We start from the raw sequence: 17,162 nt of genomic DNA, 5'->3' as shown, positions 1-17,162 counted from the left end.
TTATTATGTACGACTGACCTTCAAAAACAGACACTTTTTTAGATATTTAACCTGTCTACTTGACAGGGGGCATATCATTAGTCTATAGGTGGTTGCTTGTTTCGAGTAGTAAAATGGGTGACTTGCTTACAATCCTAGTATTGTCGTGTATAAAAAAGACTTAGAGCTTAGCTCTAAGTCTTAAATATTATTCGCCTACGAAAGCATTGATTTCTGCTTCGATATTAGCAATTTTTTCTTTAGCATCTGCTTCAGATTCACCAACTGTAGCGATGTAGAATTTGATTTTTGGTTCTGTACCTGAAGGACGAACGGCAAACCATGAATCATCAGCCAAGATGTATTTAAGCACGTTACTTGGAGGAGTTGTCAATTTTTCAACGCCGTCAGCAGTAGTAGCTGTTTGTTCCAAGAAGTCTTCTGTCTTAGCAATGTCTGTGTTGTTGAATTGTTTAGGAGCATTACCACGGAATTTATCCATGATTTTCTTGATTTCAGCAGCTCCGTCAACACCTGAGAGGGTAACAGAGATTGTTTTTTCTGCGAAGTAGCCGTATTGTTTGTAGATTTCTTCGATACCATCTGCCAAAGTCATGCCACGTGAGCGGTAGTAAGCTGCGATTTCAGCAACGATAAGAACAGCTTGGATAGCGTCTTTGTCACGTACGAATGGTTTGATGAGGTAACCGAAGCTTTCTTCGAAACCAAGCATGTAAGTGTGGTTGTGTTGTGTTTCAAATTCATGGATTTTCTCACCGATAAATTTGAAACCAGTCAAGACGTTAAACATAGTTGCGCCGTAGCTTTCTGCAATCTTAGTCACCAACTCAGTTGATACGATTGATTTACAGAGGGCAGCATTTGCAGGAAGTGTACCAGCTGTTTTGTGAGCTTCAAGAATATATTTAGCAATGATAGCTCCGATTTGGTTACCAGAAAGGTTGAGGTAAGATCCATCTGGTTGGCGGATTTCAACACCAAGGCGGTCAGCATCTGGGTCAGTTGCAACCAATACATCAGCGTCTACTTTGCGACCAAGTTCTTCAGCAAGAGCAAAGGCAGCTTGGTTTTCAGGGTTTGGAGATTTAACAGTTGAGAAGTCAGCATCTGGAACAGCTTGAGCTTCAACAACTTGAACAGCTTCAAATCCAGCTTGTGCAAGAGCACGACGAGCCAACATTTCACCAGTACCATGAAGTGGAGTGTAGACAATCTTCATGTCACGACCGTATTCATTGATCAAGTCTTGGTTAATGTTAACGCCTTTCACTTCTTTCAAGTATTCAGCGTCGACGTTTTCACCGATAACTTCAATCAAGCCGCTAGCTTTGCTTTCTTCAAGGTCAGCCAATTGCACAGTGAAAGGATTTTCGATAGCACGGATGTAATCTGTCAAAGCATCAGCATCTGCAGGTGGCATTTGTCCACCGTCTTCACCATAAACCTTGTATCCATTAAATGGAGCAGGGTTGTGGCTAGCTGTTACCATGATACCAGCAAATGTGTGGAGATGACGAACAGCAAATGACAATTCAGGTGTTGGACGTAGGCTTTCAAATACATAAGATTTGATACCGTGAGCAGCCAAAACTTGAGCAGATTCAAAAGCAAATTCTGGAGAGAAGTGACGGCTATCGTAAGCGATAGCAACACCACGTTTTTTAGCTTCTTCCCCTTTTGAGTCAATCAATTGGGCCAAACCTTCAGTTGCTTGGCGAACAACGTAAATGTTAATGCGGTTAGTACCAGCACCAATCAATCCACGCATACCAGCTGTACCGAATTCAAGGTTGGTATAGAAGGCATCTTCTTTCGTTTTTTCATCCATTGCGACCAACTCATCACGAAGGTAAGCAGGCAATTCAGCGAAGTCGAGCCATTTTTGATAATTTTCAGTGTAAGACATAGCAATCTCCTTTATATTTTTAAACGCTTACATTATACCATAATTAAAAGAAAAAAACATGGTAATCACCATGTTTTTTCTTTATTTTTTCAATCTTAATAACACAGGTGTGATACTTAGGGTTAGCAGGCCAGCGATAATCATTTCAGCAATCGAATTTGTTGTGAAAATGGTTGCCATTAGTGTTTTTCCACCCGCTGTGTAGAAGTTAGGGATTAAGAAGTAGATGCCAATAAGTACGAAAAATGTATTTGTGAAAGCACCTAAAACCCCAGATAGAGTCAAACCTAGACGGTTTTGAAGTAACTTGTAGACAAAGTAAGGGAAAATACCGATTAGGATGCGAGGGACGATGGCAATGACTGCAGATGCCCAAGTTCCCCCTTCAACAAAGGGACTAAAGAGATAGCTACTAACCGTATAAATGATTGTATTACGAACAATACTCATAATTCCCATGAAACCACCCAAATAGGCTCCAATTTTAGGACCATAGACGATACTAGCAATAATAACTGGGATGTGCGTTAGGGTTGGTTTAATTGGAAGTACAAAAGCGGCAAAGATGGTTTGACTAAGTACTTCGATAACAACCATAGTCGCTATCAAGAGCGCTAACTGCGCTGTTTGGTTTGCTTTATTTTTCTTATTCATCATAAACTCCTTTTTATTCTCTACAAGGTTATTTTGTTAAAGCATTGTTAATGGATTCAATAATGTCATCGATATCAGCTAAGGCACCGCGTCCCGTATCTCCACAAGCCAGTAAACCTGATTTTGGAAGAATTTCTTGGTAGCCAAGGTCATGCAAAGTATCTAAATTTTTCCTAGTCAGTGGATTTTCATACATTTTCGTATTCATTGCAGGGGCAATTAGTTTTGGGGTAGTGCTAGGTAAAGCTAAAGCAGTAGCAGTAAGCATATTATCGGCCATACCATGTGCTAATTTGGCAATGGTATTTGCTGAAGCTGGAACTACAATAAAGAGGTCAGCTTCTTTTCCTAAGTCAATATGATTAATACCTTCAGCTAATTTTTCTTCCATGACATCAGTGTGAACGGGGTTCTTCGAGAGAACTTGAAGTGTCAGAGGGGTGATAAAGGCTTGAGCAGCTTCAGTCATAATGACGTGAACATCATAACCTTTTTTCTTTAACCTGCTTGTTAGATCGGCTGCTTTATAGGCAGAAATTGATCCTGAAACAGCAAGGATGATACGTTTAGTCATGGCATATCCTTTCAAATAAAGCTCGAGCAATTGCAGCTTTGGTCCTAACCTTCTCCTCGCTTTTTTCGTCAACTAGATAGGCGATATGTTGATCTGGAGAAATATCACTCAAGTCGTTTGCGACAATGATATCTGCTTTGTTGCGTCTTAGACTTGCACGAGCAACCTCAAAAAGCTCATCTTTACTTACATTAACCAAAAGTTTGAAGCCAATTAACTGAATAGTAGGGTTCCATTGTTTAACAAGGCTAATGACCTTCGGTGTTTTTTTAAGAAAGAGAACTTGATACTCTGAAGCTGAAGATATCTTGTTCTCAGTGTTAGACTTATGCAAGAATTGAGCGAGATCTTCAGTAGCCTCTAATTCAGCGAAATCCGTCATATAAACAGGCGTATAATCAGAGACTGCCATACTATGGATGAGAACATCGTGCTCTTTGACGAGTGGCTCCATTTTTTTGAGAAGACTATCTACGTTCGTAATTTCTGTAATCTTTAGATTTTCTTTCGGTTCTGGTTTAACCGCTGTCTTGGTCGTTACTAAGGTTACTTGGTGCCCCTTAGCCAAGAAAAGTTCAGCAATTTCCTTACCTAGATAACCTGTTGAATGGTTTGTGATTCCACGTACAGCATCAATCTTTTCAGTGGTACCACCCGATGTAATCAAAATTTTCATAGTAGTATTGTACTAAAAATTGAGTCTTTTGTAAATAATAGTAGGTATTTTTGGGGTGTACCCCTATAAATTAAAGTTATAACGATTTATAACAAAACAAAAACCGAACATTGAAAAGTAATTAACCAAAAATAATGCGTTTTTTATCAAACTCTGATATAATATATTCTAGAAAAATATAGAGGAGTGTCTCATGAAAACAGATATCGAAATTGCTCAAAGTGTAGAATTAAAACCAATCACAGAAGTAGTTGAAAAAGTTGGAATCGGCTTTGACGATTTGGAACTCTACGGAAAATATAAGGCAAAATTGTCATTTGATAAAATCAATGCAGTCAAAGACAATAAGCCAGGAAAATTGATTTTGGTGACAGCTATCAACCCAACACCAGCTGGTGAAGGGAAATCAACCATGTCAATTGGTCTTGCAGACGCTCTTAACAAAATTGGTAAGAAAACAATGATTGCCCTTCGTGAACCATCTCTTGGTCCGGTTATGGGAATCAAAGGTGGTGCTGCAGGTGGTGGTTACGCTCAAGTGCTTCCGATGGAAGATATCAACCTCCACTTCACAGGGGATATGCACGCTATTACTACAGCAAATAATGCTTTGTCAGCCCTTCTTGACAACCATATTCATCAAGGAAATGCTCTCGGCATTGACCAACGTCGTATCATTTGGAAACGTGTGGTTGACCTTAATGACCGTGCACTTCGTCATGTAAATGTTGGTCTTGGCGGACCACTTAATGGTATTCCACGTGAAGATGGTTTTGATATTACTGTTGCGTCTGAAATCATGGCGATTCTTTGCTTGGCTACTGATATTAATGACCTTAAAGAACGTTTGGCTAATATTGTAGTTGCCTACCGTTATGACCGTACACCAGTTTATGTACGTGATCTTGAAATTGAAGGTGCGCTTACCCTTATTCTTAAAGATGCCATCAAACCTAATTTGGTACAGACAATTTATGGAACACCAGCCTTGGTACACGGTGGTCCATTTGCCAATATCGCTCACGGATGTAACTCAGTTCTAGCTACAGCTACAGCTCTTCGTTTGGCTGATTATACAATTACGGAAGCAGGTTTCGGTGCTGACCTTGGTGCTGAAAAATTCCTTGATATCAAGACTCCAAACCTCCCAACAACTCCTGATGCTGTTGTTATTGTTGCGACACTTCGTGCCCTTAAAATGCACGGTGGGGTAGCCAAAACGGACCTCTCTGAAGAAAATGTTCAAGCTGTTCGTGATGGCTTCGCTAACTTGAAACGTCATGTGGAAAACGTTCGTAAATTCGGTCTTCCTGCAGTCGTTGCTATTAACGAGTTTGTTGCTGATACAGAAGCTGAAATTGCAGCCCTTAAAGAACTTTGTGCAGAAATCGATGTTCCTGTTGAATTGGCTAGCGTTTGGGCTAATGGTGCTGATGGTGGTATTGACCTTGCCAACGCGGTAGTTGATGCTGTTGAAAATGGTAATGCCGACTATAAACGTCTTTATTCTGATGATGATAGCTTGGAAGCAAAAATCACTAAGATTGTTACTGAAATCTATGGTGGTAAATCAGTTGTCTTCGAGAAAAAAGCTAAAAACCAACTCAAGCAATTTGCCGAATTTGGTTGGGATAAATTACCAGTATGTATGGCTAAAACACAATATAGTTTCTCAGATAACCAATTCTTGCTTGGAGCACCAGAAGGTTTTGATATCACTATTCGTGAGTTTGTTCCTAAAACAGGTGCTGGATTTATCGTGGCTCTTACAGGTGATGTTATGACCATGCCAGGCCTTCCAAAAGCTCCAGCAGCCCTTAAAATGGACGTTTCTGAAGACGGAACAGCTGTTGGTTTGTTCTAAGAAAAAATAACGATAAGAGGGCAGTACCTATTGGTGCTGTTTTTTCGTTCCAGTTATGAAAAACTTAAGGAAAGTATAGTAGACTGAATCTAAATAAAAGAAGATCAAAGCACTAGATGATTATGTGTATTTTAGATATAATGATAAGACTTAGTCAAAGTGTTCTTTAGATCTTTGGCACCTAGCAAGGGGGATAACTATGATTAAAATATTACTAGTTGAAGATGATTTGAGTTTGTCCAACTCAGTTTTTGATTTTTTAGATGACTTTGCTGATGTTATGCAGGTCTTTGATGGTGATGAAGGCCTCTACGAAGCTGAAAGTGGCGTCTATGATTTGATTCTTTTAGACTTAATGTTACCTGAAAAAGATGGTTTCACTGTTCTTAGAGAATTACGTGATAAAGGTGTAACAACTCCTGTACTTATCATGACTGCCAAGGAAAGTCTAGACGATAAGGGACATGGTTTTGAACTTGGTGCGGATGACTATCTAACCAAACCTTTCTACTTAGAAGAGTTGAAGATGCGTATTCAAGCACTTTTGAAACGCTCTGGTAAATTTGACCAAAACACACTTTCTTTCGGTGATGTTCGTGTCAATCTTGCTACAAATTCAACCTTTGTGGGTGATAAAGAAGTAGAACTTCTTGGTAAAGAGTTTGATTTATTAGTTTATTTCTTACAAAATCAGAATGTGATCTTGCCTAAGTCACAAATTTTTGACCGTCTTTGGGGATTTGATAGTGATACCACGGTATCGGTTGTTGAAGTATATGTTTCTAAAATTCGTAAGAAACTTAAAGGAACAGACTTTGCTGCCAACCTCCAAACCTTGAGAAGTGTGGGGTACATTTTGAAGAATGCTGACTAAATTTTTCAATTATCTCTTTAGGAGAATGAAGTCAGAAGGATTTAAGTCTTTTATTCATTTCTTTGCTACTTTTTCTGGTATTTTCCTTGTCATGACTGTCATGATTTTGCAGATTCTGAGTTACGGTGTTTATTCCAATGTGGACTCTAGTCTGAAAATGGCAGCAACTAAGACCAATTCTTATTTAGAAATGGAAATGCTAAAACGGGAACTTTTTCTGACTTCTGAGGTAGATCAAAATAATACGACAACCATCTACCAAGCCTATGATACTAAAGGGTCGACAGATGAAACACCTGACTCGAGTGGCTCTAAAAAAGAATCTAAGAAGAGATCAAAGATGGAAGATGCCCCTCACGATTTATCTGTTGCGGCGAATACCAGTGTCTTAGTGCTTGATAAGAATGGAAAAGTCCTCAATGTCGTTGACAAATTTTCTAGCTTATCCAATTTACCAATAGATAAAAATAACATTGATGTTATTAGCAAGGGAAGCGCTCAGAATTATTTCGATCAAACCGAAAAGTATCGCCTGATTACTGAAAAAGTAGATAATAGTCTCTATCCTGATGCTAAGTACCTTGTTATTGCGATTAATACAACTCAATTGGAAGAAGCCACTGAACGTTATGTCAAGCTCATTGTCATCATGATGAGTTTCTTCTGGCTCCTATCTGTTGCGGCTAGTATGTATTTGGCCAAGTGGTCAAGACGTCCTATCCAGGAAAGTCTGGAGAAGCAGAAGGCTTTTGTTGAAAATGCCAGTCACGAGTTACGGACACCGCTTGCTGTGATTCAAAACCGATTAGAAGTTCTTTTCCGCAAGCCTGAGAGCACCATTTTAGATAATTCAGAGAATATTGCTTCAAGTCTTGATGAAGTACGTAATATGCGTCTGTTGACGACAAATCTCTTGAACTTGGCTCGTCGTGACGATGGTATTAAGCCGGAAATCGAAACCTTAGAACCTGCTTTCTTTGATACAGTATTTACCAATTATGCTATGATTGCTGAAGAAAATGAGAAAGGTTTCACGGGTCAAAACCAAGTTAGTCGTCCAATCCATACTGATAAAACGCTATTGAAGCAGCTAATGACCATATTATTTGATAATGCTATTAAATATACAGAAGATGATGGACATGTTATCTTTACAGTTCGCACTAATGACCGACATCTTTATATTTCGGTAGCTGATAATGGTCCTGGTATATCAGATAGTGATAAGAAAAAAATCTTTGATCGCTTTTATCGAGTAGATAAGGCTAGAACTAGACAAAAAGGTGGGTTTGGACTGGGCTTATCACTAGCGCAACAAATTGTTTTAGCTCTTAAAGGAACAATTGTTGTCAAGGACAATCATCCGAAGGGGACTATTTTTGAAGTTAAAATCACTGGAGTTTAATTAATAAAGAAAACCTGCTAGCCTATGGTCTAGCAGGTTTTTATGTTATAAGGTAATAAAAAAACTCCTAAATGGAGCTTTCAATTAGTTAGCCAATTTAGCTGCAAGACGTGATTTATCGCGGCTTGCTTTGTTTTTATGAATCAAACCTTTAGAAGCGGCTTTATCGATGCTAGCAGATGCAGCACGATAAGCTTCTTCAGTTGGGTTAGCGTTGAATGCTTTGATAGCAGTACGCAAAGCTGATTTTTGAGCTGAGTTTTGTTCGTTTTGTTTAACGTTAAGTTCAGCGCGTTTGATAGCTGATTTAATATTTGCCAATGTTTTCACCTCCAAAATTTATCTAACTATGTCATTATACGTTATTTTAGACCCCTTGGCAAGCTTTTTCTATTTTTTTAAGTGGATGAAGTCGATTTTATGATTGTCTCCCTTATGAAGAATCAGTTCGGCTCGGCTTCGTGTAGGTTCGATATAATTTTCCAGGTTAACCAAATTGATATCACGCCAAGTTTTTTGTGCTAAAGATAAGGCTTCATCTTTACTGAATTTAGTGAAACGATGGTAATAGTTATTTTCATCTTTCTTGGCGAGCTCAAGAAGGGTTTGAAAACGTTCGAGATACCATGATTCGATATTATTAACTTCAGCATCAATGTAAAGAGAAAAATCGAAATAGTCACTCATGTAGAGTCTTTGGTTAATAGGATTCTGGAAAACATTAATCCCTTCGACAATCAAAAAATTGGGCTGTCTGATTTCTTGTGTAAGACCTGGTACAATATCATAAATTTCATGGGAGTAAACAGGAATATTGACATCACCACCATTTTTTATAGTATCTAAAAAATTGAGAAGAAGCGGCATATCGTAGGATTCAGGGAAACCCTTACGGTTAAGGATGTCTTTTTCTTTCAAGACTTGGTTAGGATAGAGAAAGCCATCGGTTGTTACAAGTTCAACCTTAGATTGGGGGAAGGTACGTTGTAACAAGAGTTGAAGCAAACGACTGGTAGTGGATTTGCCAACAGCAACTGAACCAGATACCCCAATAATAAATGGACGATTAGTCTGTGATTTTTGTAAAAAGATACTCTTAGAAAAGGTTAAATCATTGGCCGTTTTCTGATAGATACGAATGAGATTGATAAGGGGAAGATAAATATCACTAACTTCTTGCACATCGATCTTGTCATTAAGGCTACGAATGGAATCAAGTTCTTCCGCAGTCAATGGGGCATTACCTTCTTTATGAAGGCGTTGCCACTCCTTACGTGATATCGTTTCGAAATTGATAAATTCATTTAACATAGCTAACATTATAGCAGAAAAAAAGCCGGAATGTAAGCCTTATCATATCACTAGCCTTACTTTGGTATTTATGATACGATAAAGGGAAAAGACTATCTAGAAGGAAAAAATAATGTCAAAAATGTATTATGCTGAGACGCCAGATGCGGCTCACGATATTCATGATTTAAAGGTAAATTTGTTAGGAGAAAGTTTTCAGTTTTATACGGATGCTGGGGTTTTCTCTAAAAAAATGATTGATTATGGAAGTCAAGTGCTTTTGAGTGCATTAGATTTGGAAGCTGGAAACACACTATTAGATGTGGGCTGTGGCTACGGTCCTCTTGGTATTAGTTTGGCCAAGGTACAAGGAGTCAAAGTCACAATGATTGACATCAATAGTAGGGCAATTGATTTAGCGAAACAAAATGCTGAACGAAATAAGGTTGAAGCTACTATTTTCCAATCGAATGTCTATGAAAATGTTACTGGAAGTTTTGACTATATTATTTCTAATCCACCTATCCGTGCTGGCAAGAAGGTGGTTCATCAAGTTATTGAGGAGGCATATGATTATCTCAATCAAGGTGGTAACCTAACTATTGTTATTCAGAAAAAACAAGGAGCTCCGTCAGCTAAAGCTAAGATGGAGGATGTGTTTGGTAATGCTGAAGTCGTTAAAAAGGATAAAGGATATTATATCCTTAGAAGTGAGAAAATATGAGAACCGTTGATTTAATTGAAAAGAAAAGAGATGGAGGCGAGTTAAGCACAGAGGAAATTTCATATCTCATTAATGGCTATGTGTCTGGGAAAATTCCAGACTATCAGATAGCTGCACTGGCGATGGCAATTTATTATCAAGGAATGTCTATTCGTGAAATCCATGATTTGACCACTGATATGGTTGCTTCAGGTGAACAATATGATTTGTCGGAAATTCCAGGTGTTAAGGTAGATAAACATTCGACCGGTGGTGTTGGCGATAAGGTAACCATCATCCTTATGCCACTTGTAGCTAGCTTTGGTGTTCCAGTAGCTAAGATGAGTGGTCGTGGTCTTGGACATACAGGTGGAACGATTGACAAATTAGAGTCTATCAAAGGCTATCAGGTTGAGCGTAGCAAGGAAGAGTTCATTCAGCAAGTTAAAGACATTGGAATTTCCCTCATTGGTCAGTCTGAGCATTTAGTTAAGGCTGATAAACTTCTTTATGCCTTGCGTGATGTCACTGCAACAGTAGATTCCATTCCTCTAATCGCAAGCTCTGTTATGTCCAAAAAGATTGCAGCAGGCGCTGATAAGATTTTACTGGATGTTACTGTTGGTCAAGGCGCTTTTATGAAAAATATGTCTGACGCTGAGAAGTTGTCTGAAACCATGGTTGCACTAGGTCATGAGGTCAATCGTGAAACGATTGCAGTTATTACAGATATGAGCCAGCCACTAGGTAAGGCTATTGGTAACCGTTTAGAAATCACAGAGGCTATTGAAATTATGCAAGGTAGGGGACGTGAAGATATCACTGACTTTATCTGTGAGTTGGCTGAGATTCTATTAGATTTAGCTCAGGTTGAAGCTAGTCAGGAAGAGATTCGTCAGCACTTAGTGGGTGGAAAAGCTCTTGCTAAGTTTGAAGAACTCATTCAAGCTCAAGGTGGTGATTTGACCGATCTTTATCGTCATACCAGTGCTCCTGTCGTGACAGATATTCATGCTCATGAAACAGGTTACATTAAAGAGTTACCTGCTATGGCATTTGGGAAATTTGCCATGCAATTAGGAGCAGGTCGAGCTACGAAGTCAGATAGTCTTAATTATGAAACAGGAATTGTATTTGAAAAGAAAGTTGGCGATTCTGTGACTCAAGGAGACCTTATTGCCAAGGTCTATAGCCAAGAAATTTTATCTGAAAAAATGCTGACTGAATTCGAAAAAAATGTTATTATTGGTAGAGTGTGTAAAAAGCCAAATGAAATATTAAAAATTATTTCTTAGGCCTTAATCCAAATCTAATTAAGGAGTTTGTTTATGTCTGTTAATAGCTATATTGACCATACCTTACTAAAAGCTGATGCTAATAAAGAACAGATTCTTTCCTTAATTGATGAGGCTAAGAAGTATGAGTTTGCCAGCGTCTGTGTTAATCCAACTTGGGTCAAAACGGCAGCTGAATTGCTAAAAGATAGTTCTGTTAAAGTTTGTACGGTTATTGGTTTTCCTTTGGGAGCATCGACCTCAGCAGTTAAGGCTTTTGAAGCCAAGGATGCTATTTCCAATGGGGCGGATGAAATTGATATGGTAATCAATATCGGTGCTCTTAAATCTAGAAATCTTAAATTAGTTGAAGACGATATTAAAGCTGTTGTTGAAGCTAGTGGAAGTAAACTTGTAAAGGTTATCATTGAAACTTGTCTATTGACTGATGAAGAAAAGGTCGAAGCTTGCCAATTAGCAAAACTGGCAGGTGCAGATTTTGTGAAGACATCTACAGGTTTTTCTACTGGTGGTGCTACCATTGAAGATATTGAACTTATGCGAGAAGCTGTGGGTCCTACTATGGGAGTCAAGGCATCTGGTGGAGCACGTACACTTGAGGCGGCTCAAGCCTTTATCAGAGCTGGTGCAACCCGTATTGGTACTTCGTCAGGAGTGGCCATAATGAAAGGGCAAGAAAGTCATGACAGTTATTGAAAAAGAGCAAGTGATAAATGCAGCACAAGAGGCAGCTGAAAATGCCTATGTTCCCTACTCTAAGTTTAGAGTTGGTGCGGCTTTGATTACAAAAAATGGAGAAATCTTTCAAGGCTGCAATATAGAAAATGCCTCTTTTGGATTGACCAATTGTGCAGAAAGAACGGCTATATTTAAAGCGGTATCTGAAGGACACCGTGATTTTGAGTGTCTCGCTGTTTACGGTGATACCAAAGAGCCTATATCACCATGCGGTGCATGTCGCCAAGTGATGGCTGAGTTTTTTAAATCCGATTCTAAAGTGATTCTTATCGCTGAAGATAAATCGACAGTCGAGATGACAGTCGGAGAGTTGTTACCATACTCTTTTACAGACTTACAATAGTCTAGTTGTTTTATTCTTTATTAAGCAAGTTTTCTTGCAAGTTATAGGAGGAGTGTTCAAGATGAAATTGAACAAGAAAATTATCGGTCTTGGCCTTGTTGCTGTAGCAGCACTTGGTCTTGCAGCATGTGCTCGTGGCGGACGCGGTGGATCATCAGCTGATTCTAAAGTTAAAGCTGCTATCGTTACAGATACTGGTGGGGTAGATGATAAATCATTTAACCAATCAGCATGGGAAGGTCTTCAAGCTTGGGGTAAAGCTAACAAACTTGAAAAAGATTCTGGCTACAATTACTTCCAATCTGGTTCAGAGTCTGACTTTGCAACAAACTTGTCTTCAGCACAAAGTCAAGGCTACAATCTCATCTTTGGTGTTGGTTTTGCTCTTCATGATGCAGTAGCAGATGCAGCTAAAGAACACGAAGATGTGAACTATGTAATTATTGACGATGTTATTAAAGACCAAAAGAACGTTGAAAGCGTTTTGTTTGCCGATAATGAAGGTGCTTACCTTGCAGGTATCGCAGCAGCTATGCAATCAAAAACAAATAAAGTTGGTTTCATCGGTGGTCAAACATCAGACACAATTACACGTTTTGAAGCTGGTTTCACAGCTGGTGCTAAGTCAGTAAAACCTGACATCGATGTACAAGTTCAATATGCTGAATCATTCTCTGATGCAGCTAAAGGGACAACAATCGCTTCAACAATGTATGCTTCAGGCGTTGACGTAATCTACCAAGCTGCTGGTGGTACTGGTACTGGTGTCTTCACAGCTGCTAAAGAAGTTAACGAAAAACTTGATGCTGAAAGCGATAAGAAAGTATGGGTAATCGGTGTTGACCGTGACCAAACAGCAGAAGGTAATTATACATCTTCAGACAAGAAAAAATCTAACTTTGTTTTGACTTCAACAATCAAACAAGTTGGTACAGTTGTTAAAGATATTGCTAACGGACAAGTCAAAGGCGATAAATTCGAAGGTGGTAAAACTAAGACTTACGGTATCAAAGACGGTGGTGTTGACATTGTAACGTCTAATCTTCCTTCAGATATCAAAGATGCAGTAGAAAAAGCTAAAGAACAAATCAAGAATGGTGAATTGAAACCAACTGATGGTCTTAGCAAATAATAGTTAAGTATAAGTCTTTATAGAACTTAGACTGAGACAAATTTTTGTCTCAGCAAAGGGAAGCAGTTAATGATTCCCTTTGCTGAAATAAAAATTATTCTTGGAAGGAGATTGTATGACGAAGCCAAATGTCATTGAGATGCACGATATTACCAAAAAATTTGGTGAATTCGTGGCAAATGACCATATCAATCTTGATGTGAGACAAGGAGAGATCCATGCCCTCCTCGGTGAAAATGGTGCAGGTAAGTCAACTTTAATGAATATGCTTTCAGGTCTTTTGCAACCTACGAGCGGTACCATTAAGGTTACAGGACAAGAGGTGACGATTGATTCACCATCTAAAGCAACGAAACTGGGGATTGGGATGGTTCACCAACACTTTATGTTGGTTGAAGCTTTTACAGTTGCTGAAAATATCATCCTGGGTAGTGAGGTAACTAAAGCAGGTGGTGTCCTTGATATGAAGAAGGCTATCAAGGAAATTACTGAACTCTCTGAAAGATACGGTCTTGCGGTAGATCCAACTGCCAAAGTTGCAGATATCTCTGTTGGTGCTCAACAGCGTGTTGAAATCCTTAAGACTTTGTATCGTGGGGCTGATATTTTGATCTTCGATGAGCCGACTGCGGTATTGACTCCGTCTGAAATTACTGAACTTCTAAACATTATGAAGACCTTGGTTAAGGAAGGCAAGTCGATTATTCTGATTACCCATAAGTTGGATGAAATTCGAGCAGTTTCTGACCGTGTCACTGTCATTAGACGTGGTAAATCAATTGATACGGTAACGATTGAAGGGTCAACAAATGCTGACTTAGCCGAAATGATGGTTGGCCATCAGGTTTCCTTCAAGACAGAGAAAATTCCTTCAAATCCAAAAGAAGTTGTTCTTTCTATTAAAAATTTGGTGGTTAACGAGAACCGAGGAATACCTGCTGTAAAAAATCTGTCATTAGATGTTCGTGCTGGTGAGATCATCGGTATTGCCGGTATCGATGGCAATGGTCAGACAGAACTTGTCCAAGCGATTACAGGACTTCGTAAAGTTAAGTCAGGTGATATTACCATCAAGGGTGAATCTATTATTCATAAGACAACTCGTCAGATTACTGAAATGAGTGTTGGCCATATTCCTGAAGATCGTCACCGTGATGGTATGGTCCTTGAAATGACAGTTGCTGAAAATATCGCTCTTCAAACCTACTACAAAGAGCCAAATTCTAAGAATGGTATCTTGAACTATAATGTCATCAATGCTAAAGCGCGTGAATTGATGAAAGAATTTGATGTTCGTGGTGCAGGAGAGTTAATTGCTGGTGGTGAATTGTCAGGTGGTAACCAACAAAAAGCTGTTATCGCTCGTGAGATTGACCGTGACCCAGAACTTCTTATTGTAAGTCAACCAACTCGAGGTCTTGACGTTGGTGCCATTGAGTACATCCGTAAACGTATTATCGCAGAACGTGATAAAGGTAAGGCTGTGATTGTTGTCAGCTTTGAATTGGATGAAATTCTTGATATGTCAGACAGAATTGCGGTTATCTATGATGGTGCAATTCAGGGAATTCTAGATCCTGCTGAAACGAATAAGCAAGATCTTGGTATTCTTATGGCTGGTGGACAATTGAATAAGGAGGAAGCAAATGTCTAAAAAAGTACAAAATTGGGCAGTTCCTTTAATTGCTGTCCTCTTGGGAATGCTGATTGGAGCCGTTTTGATGTTGATTTTCGGTTACGATCCATTCTGGGCTTACTATGATCTTTTCACAACGGCCTTCGGCTCATTGAAAAATATTGGTGAAATTCTTCGTGCCATGAGTCCGCTGATTCTGATTGCACTAGGATTCTCTGTTGCATCTAAGGCAGGTTTCTTTAACGTTGGTTTGCCAGGACAAGCCTTGGCAGGATGGGTTTCTGCCGTATGGTTTGCTTTGTCATTCCCTGACTTACCAAAGGTGATTTCAGTTATCTGTACAGTCATAATCGGTCTGGTTGCAGGTGGTATCGCTGGGGCTATTCCAGGTATTCTCCGTGCTTACTTGGGAACTAGTGAGGTCATTGTTACCATCATGATGAACTACATCATTTTGTATGTAGCAAACAATATTATTCGCTTTGGATTTACAGCTGAAATGTTGCGTTCTTCAGAAGCTTCTAACAAGGTTGTAGCCTCAGCTAGTTATCAAACGGAGTACTTATCTCAAATAACTGGTGGTTCGCGTTTCAATATTGGTTTCTTCCTAGCTCTTGCGGCTGCCTTCTTAGTTTGGTTCTTGCTTAAGAAAACAACAACTGGTTTTGAAATTACATCTGTAGGTCTTAATCCTCATGCTTCAGAGTATGCAGGGATGTCATCTAAACGTGTTATTATCATGTCAATGATTATCTCAGGTGCTCTATGTGGTCTTGGAGGAACAGTAGAAGGACTTGGTACATTCCAAAATGTCTTCGTTCAAAACGCTTCATTGGCTATCGGTTGGAACGGTATGGCGGTTGCGCTTTTAGCGTCTAACTCACCTATCGGTATCCCATTTGCCGCCCTTCTTTATGGTGTTTTGTCTATTGGTAAGAGTGGTATGATTGGTGTTCCACCTGAAATTATCGATGTTGTTTCAGCCTTGATCATCTTCTTTGTTGGTGCTAATTACATCATTAGATATTGGGTTCGCCCTCGTCATAAATCAGTGAAAGCTAAAGGAGGACAAAACTAATATGGACTTTATTACAATTATAGCCTTAATCGTTGCCTCTATGTTGAAATATTCAGCACCATTGATTTTTACAAGTATCGGTGGAACTTTCTCTGAACGAGGCGGTATCGTAAATGTCGGCCTTGAAGGAATTATGGTAATTGGTGCTTTCGCAGGTGTTCTCTTTAACTTGACTTTTGCAGAAAGTTTTGGAGATGTGACACCTTGGATTGCTGCGATTGTAGCAGGTCTGGTTGGTGTTCTCTACTCATTGCTCCATGCTGTTGCGACAATTAACTTCCGAGCTGACCATGTTGTCTCTGGTACAGTGTTGAACCTTATCGCACCATCTTTGGCAGTATTCTTGACACGTGTTCTCTATGGTGCTGGTCAAACACCTGCTATCAGTCATAACTTTAAGACTGTATCCTTCCCAATCTTGGATCATATCCCTTTCTTGGGTAAAGTTTTCTTCACTAATGTTTCTTTGGTAGCATATGTTGCTATCTTGGTTTCAGTAGCATCATGGTGGCTCATCTTTAAGACTCGCTTTGGTTTACGACTTCGCTCAGTTGGTGAACACCCACAGGCAGCAGATACACTTGGAATTAACGTCTATCGTATGCGTTACTATGGCGTCATGATTTCGGGCTTCCTTGGTGGTGTTGGTGGTGCGGTTTATGCACAATCAATCTCAAACAACTTTGCCGTTACAACAATTGCAGGTCCTGGTTTCATCGCCTTGGCTGCTATGATTTTCGGTCGTTGGAGTCCAATTGGAGCTATGCTCTCAAGTTTGTTCTTTGGATTGTCACAATCATTGGCAATCATTGGAAAACAGCTTCCACTCATTTCACATGTACCAAATGTGTATTTGCAAATTGCACCATATATCTTGACAATTATTGTCTTGGCTGCTTTCTTCGGTAAAGCCGTTGCACCTAAAGCAGATGGTGTTAACTATATCAAATCTAAATAGGCACTCTACAGTGTCTCAGATAAGAAGGTCTATCGG

General features: G+C 39.3%; 17 protein-coding genes. 11 read left to right on the top strand and 6 right to left on the bottom strand.

Annotated elements, in window-relative coordinates:
• Nucleotides 1-187: 187 nt before the first annotated feature.
• From H7U04_RS09045 to H7U04_RS09030, 4 genes are all read right to left on the bottom strand, one after another.
• Nucleotides 188-1,906 (bottom strand): phospho-sugar mutase, encoded by a 1,719-nt coding sequence (locus H7U04_RS09045; RefSeq protein WP_037600760.1) that lies wholly within the window; start codon nt 1,904-1,906, stop codon nt 188-190.
• A gap of 81 nt (nt 1,907-1,987) precedes the next feature.
• Complete coding sequence (locus H7U04_RS09040) at nt 1,988-2,560, bottom strand: ECF transporter S component (RefSeq protein ID WP_070438309.1); 573 nt, start codon at nt 2,558-2,560, stop codon at nt 1,988-1,990.
• A 28-nt stretch (nt 2,561-2,588) separates the two neighbouring features.
• The gene (gene coaC / locus H7U04_RS09035) at nt 2,589-3,134 is read right to left on the bottom strand and encodes a phosphopantothenoylcysteine decarboxylase (RefSeq protein WP_073686340.1); all 546 of its coding nucleotides are present in this window, start codon (nt 3,132-3,134) and stop codon (nt 2,589-2,591) included.
• Entirely contained in the window at nt 3,127-3,810 is a 684-nt protein-coding gene (locus H7U04_RS09030) for a phosphopantothenate--cysteine ligase (RefSeq protein ID WP_110981460.1), read from the bottom strand. Before H7U04_RS09030 ends, coaC begins: the two co-directional genes overlap by 8 nt.
• A gap of 193 nt (nt 3,811-4,003) precedes the next feature.
• On the opposite strand from H7U04_RS09030, the gene H7U04_RS09025 reads away from it, so the two are divergent.
• From H7U04_RS09025 to H7U04_RS09015, 3 genes are all read left to right on the top strand, one after another.
• Complete coding sequence (locus tag H7U04_RS09025; protein WP_110981459.1) at nt 4,004-5,674, top strand: formate--tetrahydrofolate ligase; 1,671 nt, start codon at nt 4,004-4,006, stop codon at nt 5,672-5,674.
• Nucleotides 5,675-5,873: 199 nt separating this feature from the next.
• Nucleotides 5,874-6,548 (top strand): response regulator transcription factor, encoded by a 675-nt coding sequence (locus tag H7U04_RS09020; protein WP_049546057.1) that lies wholly within the window; start codon nt 5,874-5,876, stop codon nt 6,546-6,548.
• Nucleotides 6,538-7,953, top strand: coding sequence for a sensor histidine kinase (locus tag H7U04_RS09015; protein WP_110981458.1), 1,416 nt, complete (start codon nt 6,538-6,540; stop codon nt 7,951-7,953). The genes H7U04_RS09020 and H7U04_RS09015 overlap by 11 nt, the downstream gene beginning before the upstream one ends.
• 84 nt (nt 7,954-8,037) lie before the next feature.
• Here H7U04_RS09015 and rpsT read toward each other — a convergent pair whose 3' ends face one another.
• Both rpsT and coaA read right to left on the bottom strand, forming a co-directional pair.
• Entirely contained in the window at nt 8,038-8,274 is a 237-nt protein-coding gene (gene rpsT / locus H7U04_RS09010; protein WP_037597891.1) for a 30S ribosomal protein S20, read from the bottom strand.
• A gap of 69 nt (nt 8,275-8,343) precedes the next feature.
• Nucleotides 8,344-9,264 (bottom strand): type I pantothenate kinase, encoded by a 921-nt coding sequence (coaA, locus tag H7U04_RS09005; protein ID WP_037597889.1) that lies wholly within the window; start codon nt 9,262-9,264, stop codon nt 8,344-8,346.
• 112 nt (nt 9,265-9,376) lie between these two features.
• On the opposite strand from coaA, the gene H7U04_RS09000 reads away from it, so the two are divergent.
• From H7U04_RS09000 to H7U04_RS08965, 8 genes are all read left to right on the top strand, one after another.
• The gene (locus H7U04_RS09000; protein WP_110981457.1) at nt 9,377-9,967 is read left to right on the top strand and encodes a class I SAM-dependent methyltransferase; all 591 of its coding nucleotides are present in this window, start codon (nt 9,377-9,379) and stop codon (nt 9,965-9,967) included.
• Nucleotides 9,964-11,241: a pyrimidine-nucleoside phosphorylase gene (locus H7U04_RS08995; RefSeq protein WP_110981456.1), complete on the top strand. Its 1,278-nt coding sequence runs from the start codon at nt 9,964-9,966 to the stop codon at nt 11,239-11,241. Before H7U04_RS09000 ends, H7U04_RS08995 begins: the two co-directional genes overlap by 4 nt.
• 33 nt (nt 11,242-11,274) lie before the next feature.
• Nucleotides 11,275-11,937, top strand: coding sequence for a deoxyribose-phosphate aldolase (gene deoC, locus H7U04_RS08990; protein WP_022496692.1), 663 nt, complete (start codon nt 11,275-11,277; stop codon nt 11,935-11,937).
• Nucleotides 11,924-12,322 (top strand): cytidine deaminase, encoded by a 399-nt coding sequence (locus tag H7U04_RS08985; protein WP_037600840.1) that lies wholly within the window; start codon nt 11,924-11,926, stop codon nt 12,320-12,322. The genes deoC and H7U04_RS08985 overlap by 14 nt, the downstream gene beginning before the upstream one ends.
• Before the next feature lie 67 nt (nt 12,323-12,389).
• On the top strand, nt 12,390-13,454 hold the full coding sequence (locus H7U04_RS08980; protein ID WP_277619197.1) for a BMP family lipoprotein: 1,065 nt from the start codon (nt 12,390-12,392) through the stop codon (nt 13,452-13,454).
• 115 nt (nt 13,455-13,569) lie between these two features.
• A complete protein-coding gene (locus H7U04_RS08975) occupies nt 13,570-15,108 on the top strand; it encodes an ABC transporter ATP-binding protein (protein ID WP_073689920.1) in 1,539 nt (512 codons plus the stop codon).
• The gene (locus tag H7U04_RS08970) at nt 15,101-16,168 is read left to right on the top strand and encodes an ABC transporter permease (RefSeq protein WP_073689919.1); all 1,068 of its coding nucleotides are present in this window, start codon (nt 15,101-15,103) and stop codon (nt 16,166-16,168) included. Before H7U04_RS08975 ends, H7U04_RS08970 begins: the two co-directional genes overlap by 8 nt.
• A gap of 1 nt (nt 16,169) precedes the next feature.
• Nucleotides 16,170-17,126 carry an ABC transporter permease gene (locus H7U04_RS08965; protein ID WP_004184107.1) on the top strand — a complete coding sequence of 319 codons (957 nt, stop codon included), beginning with the start codon at nt 16,170-16,172 and terminating at the stop codon, nt 17,124-17,126.
• Nucleotides 17,127-17,162: the final 36 nt, after the last annotated feature.

The organism is Streptococcus sp. 22.1, assembly GCF_016648645.1.
In the GTDB taxonomy this organism is placed as follows: Bacteria; Bacillota; Bacilli; order Lactobacillales; family Streptococcaceae; genus Streptococcus.
The sequence above is the reverse complement of the archived record's forward strand: the minus strand, read 5'-3'. Positions and strand labels throughout refer to the sequence as shown.

Bases quoted from the DNA above. Each gene is read 5' to 3' on its own strand.
- H7U04_RS08965 (WP_004184107.1), top strand. From the start codon at position 16,170: ATGGACTTTATTACAATTATAGCCTTAATCGTTGCCTCTATGTTGAAA.
- H7U04_RS09030 (WP_110981460.1), bottom strand. From the start codon at position 3,810: ATGAAAATTTTGATTACATCGGGTGGTACCACTGAAAAGATTGATGCT.
- H7U04_RS08985 (WP_037600840.1), top strand. From the start codon at position 11,924: ATGACAGTTATTGAAAAAGAGCAAGTGATAAATGCAGCACAAGAGGCA.
- H7U04_RS08995 (WP_110981456.1), top strand. From the start codon at position 9,964: ATGAGAACCGTTGATTTAATTGAAAAGAAAAGAGATGGAGGCGAGTTA.
- H7U04_RS09020 (WP_049546057.1), top strand. From the start codon at position 5,874: ATGATTAAAATATTACTAGTTGAAGATGATTTGAGTTTGTCCAACTCA.
- H7U04_RS09040 (WP_070438309.1), bottom strand. From the start codon at position 2,560: ATGAATAAGAAAAATAAAGCAAACCAAACAGCGCAGTTAGCGCTCTTG.
- H7U04_RS09025 (WP_110981459.1), top strand. From the start codon at position 4,004: ATGAAAACAGATATCGAAATTGCTCAAAGTGTAGAATTAAAACCAATC.
- H7U04_RS09015 (WP_110981458.1), top strand. From the start codon at position 6,538: ATGCTGACTAAATTTTTCAATTATCTCTTTAGGAGAATGAAGTCAGAA.
- H7U04_RS09000 (WP_110981457.1), top strand. From the start codon at position 9,377: ATGTCAAAAATGTATTATGCTGAGACGCCAGATGCGGCTCACGATATT.
- H7U04_RS08975 (WP_073689920.1), top strand. From the start codon at position 13,570: ATGACGAAGCCAAATGTCATTGAGATGCACGATATTACCAAAAAATTT.
- coaA (WP_037597889.1), bottom strand. From the start codon at position 9,264: ATGTTAAATGAATTTATCAATTTCGAAACGATATCACGTAAGGAGTGG.
- H7U04_RS08970 (WP_073689919.1), top strand. From the start codon at position 15,101: ATGTCTAAAAAAGTACAAAATTGGGCAGTTCCTTTAATTGCTGTCCTC.
- H7U04_RS09045 (WP_037600760.1), bottom strand. From the start codon at position 1,906: ATGTCTTACACTGAAAATTATCAAAAATGGCTCGACTTCGCTGAATTG.
- coaC (WP_073686340.1), bottom strand. From the start codon at position 3,134: ATGACTAAACGTATCATCCTTGCTGTTTCAGGATCAATTTCTGCCTAT.
- deoC (WP_022496692.1), top strand. From the start codon at position 11,275: ATGTCTGTTAATAGCTATATTGACCATACCTTACTAAAAGCTGATGCT.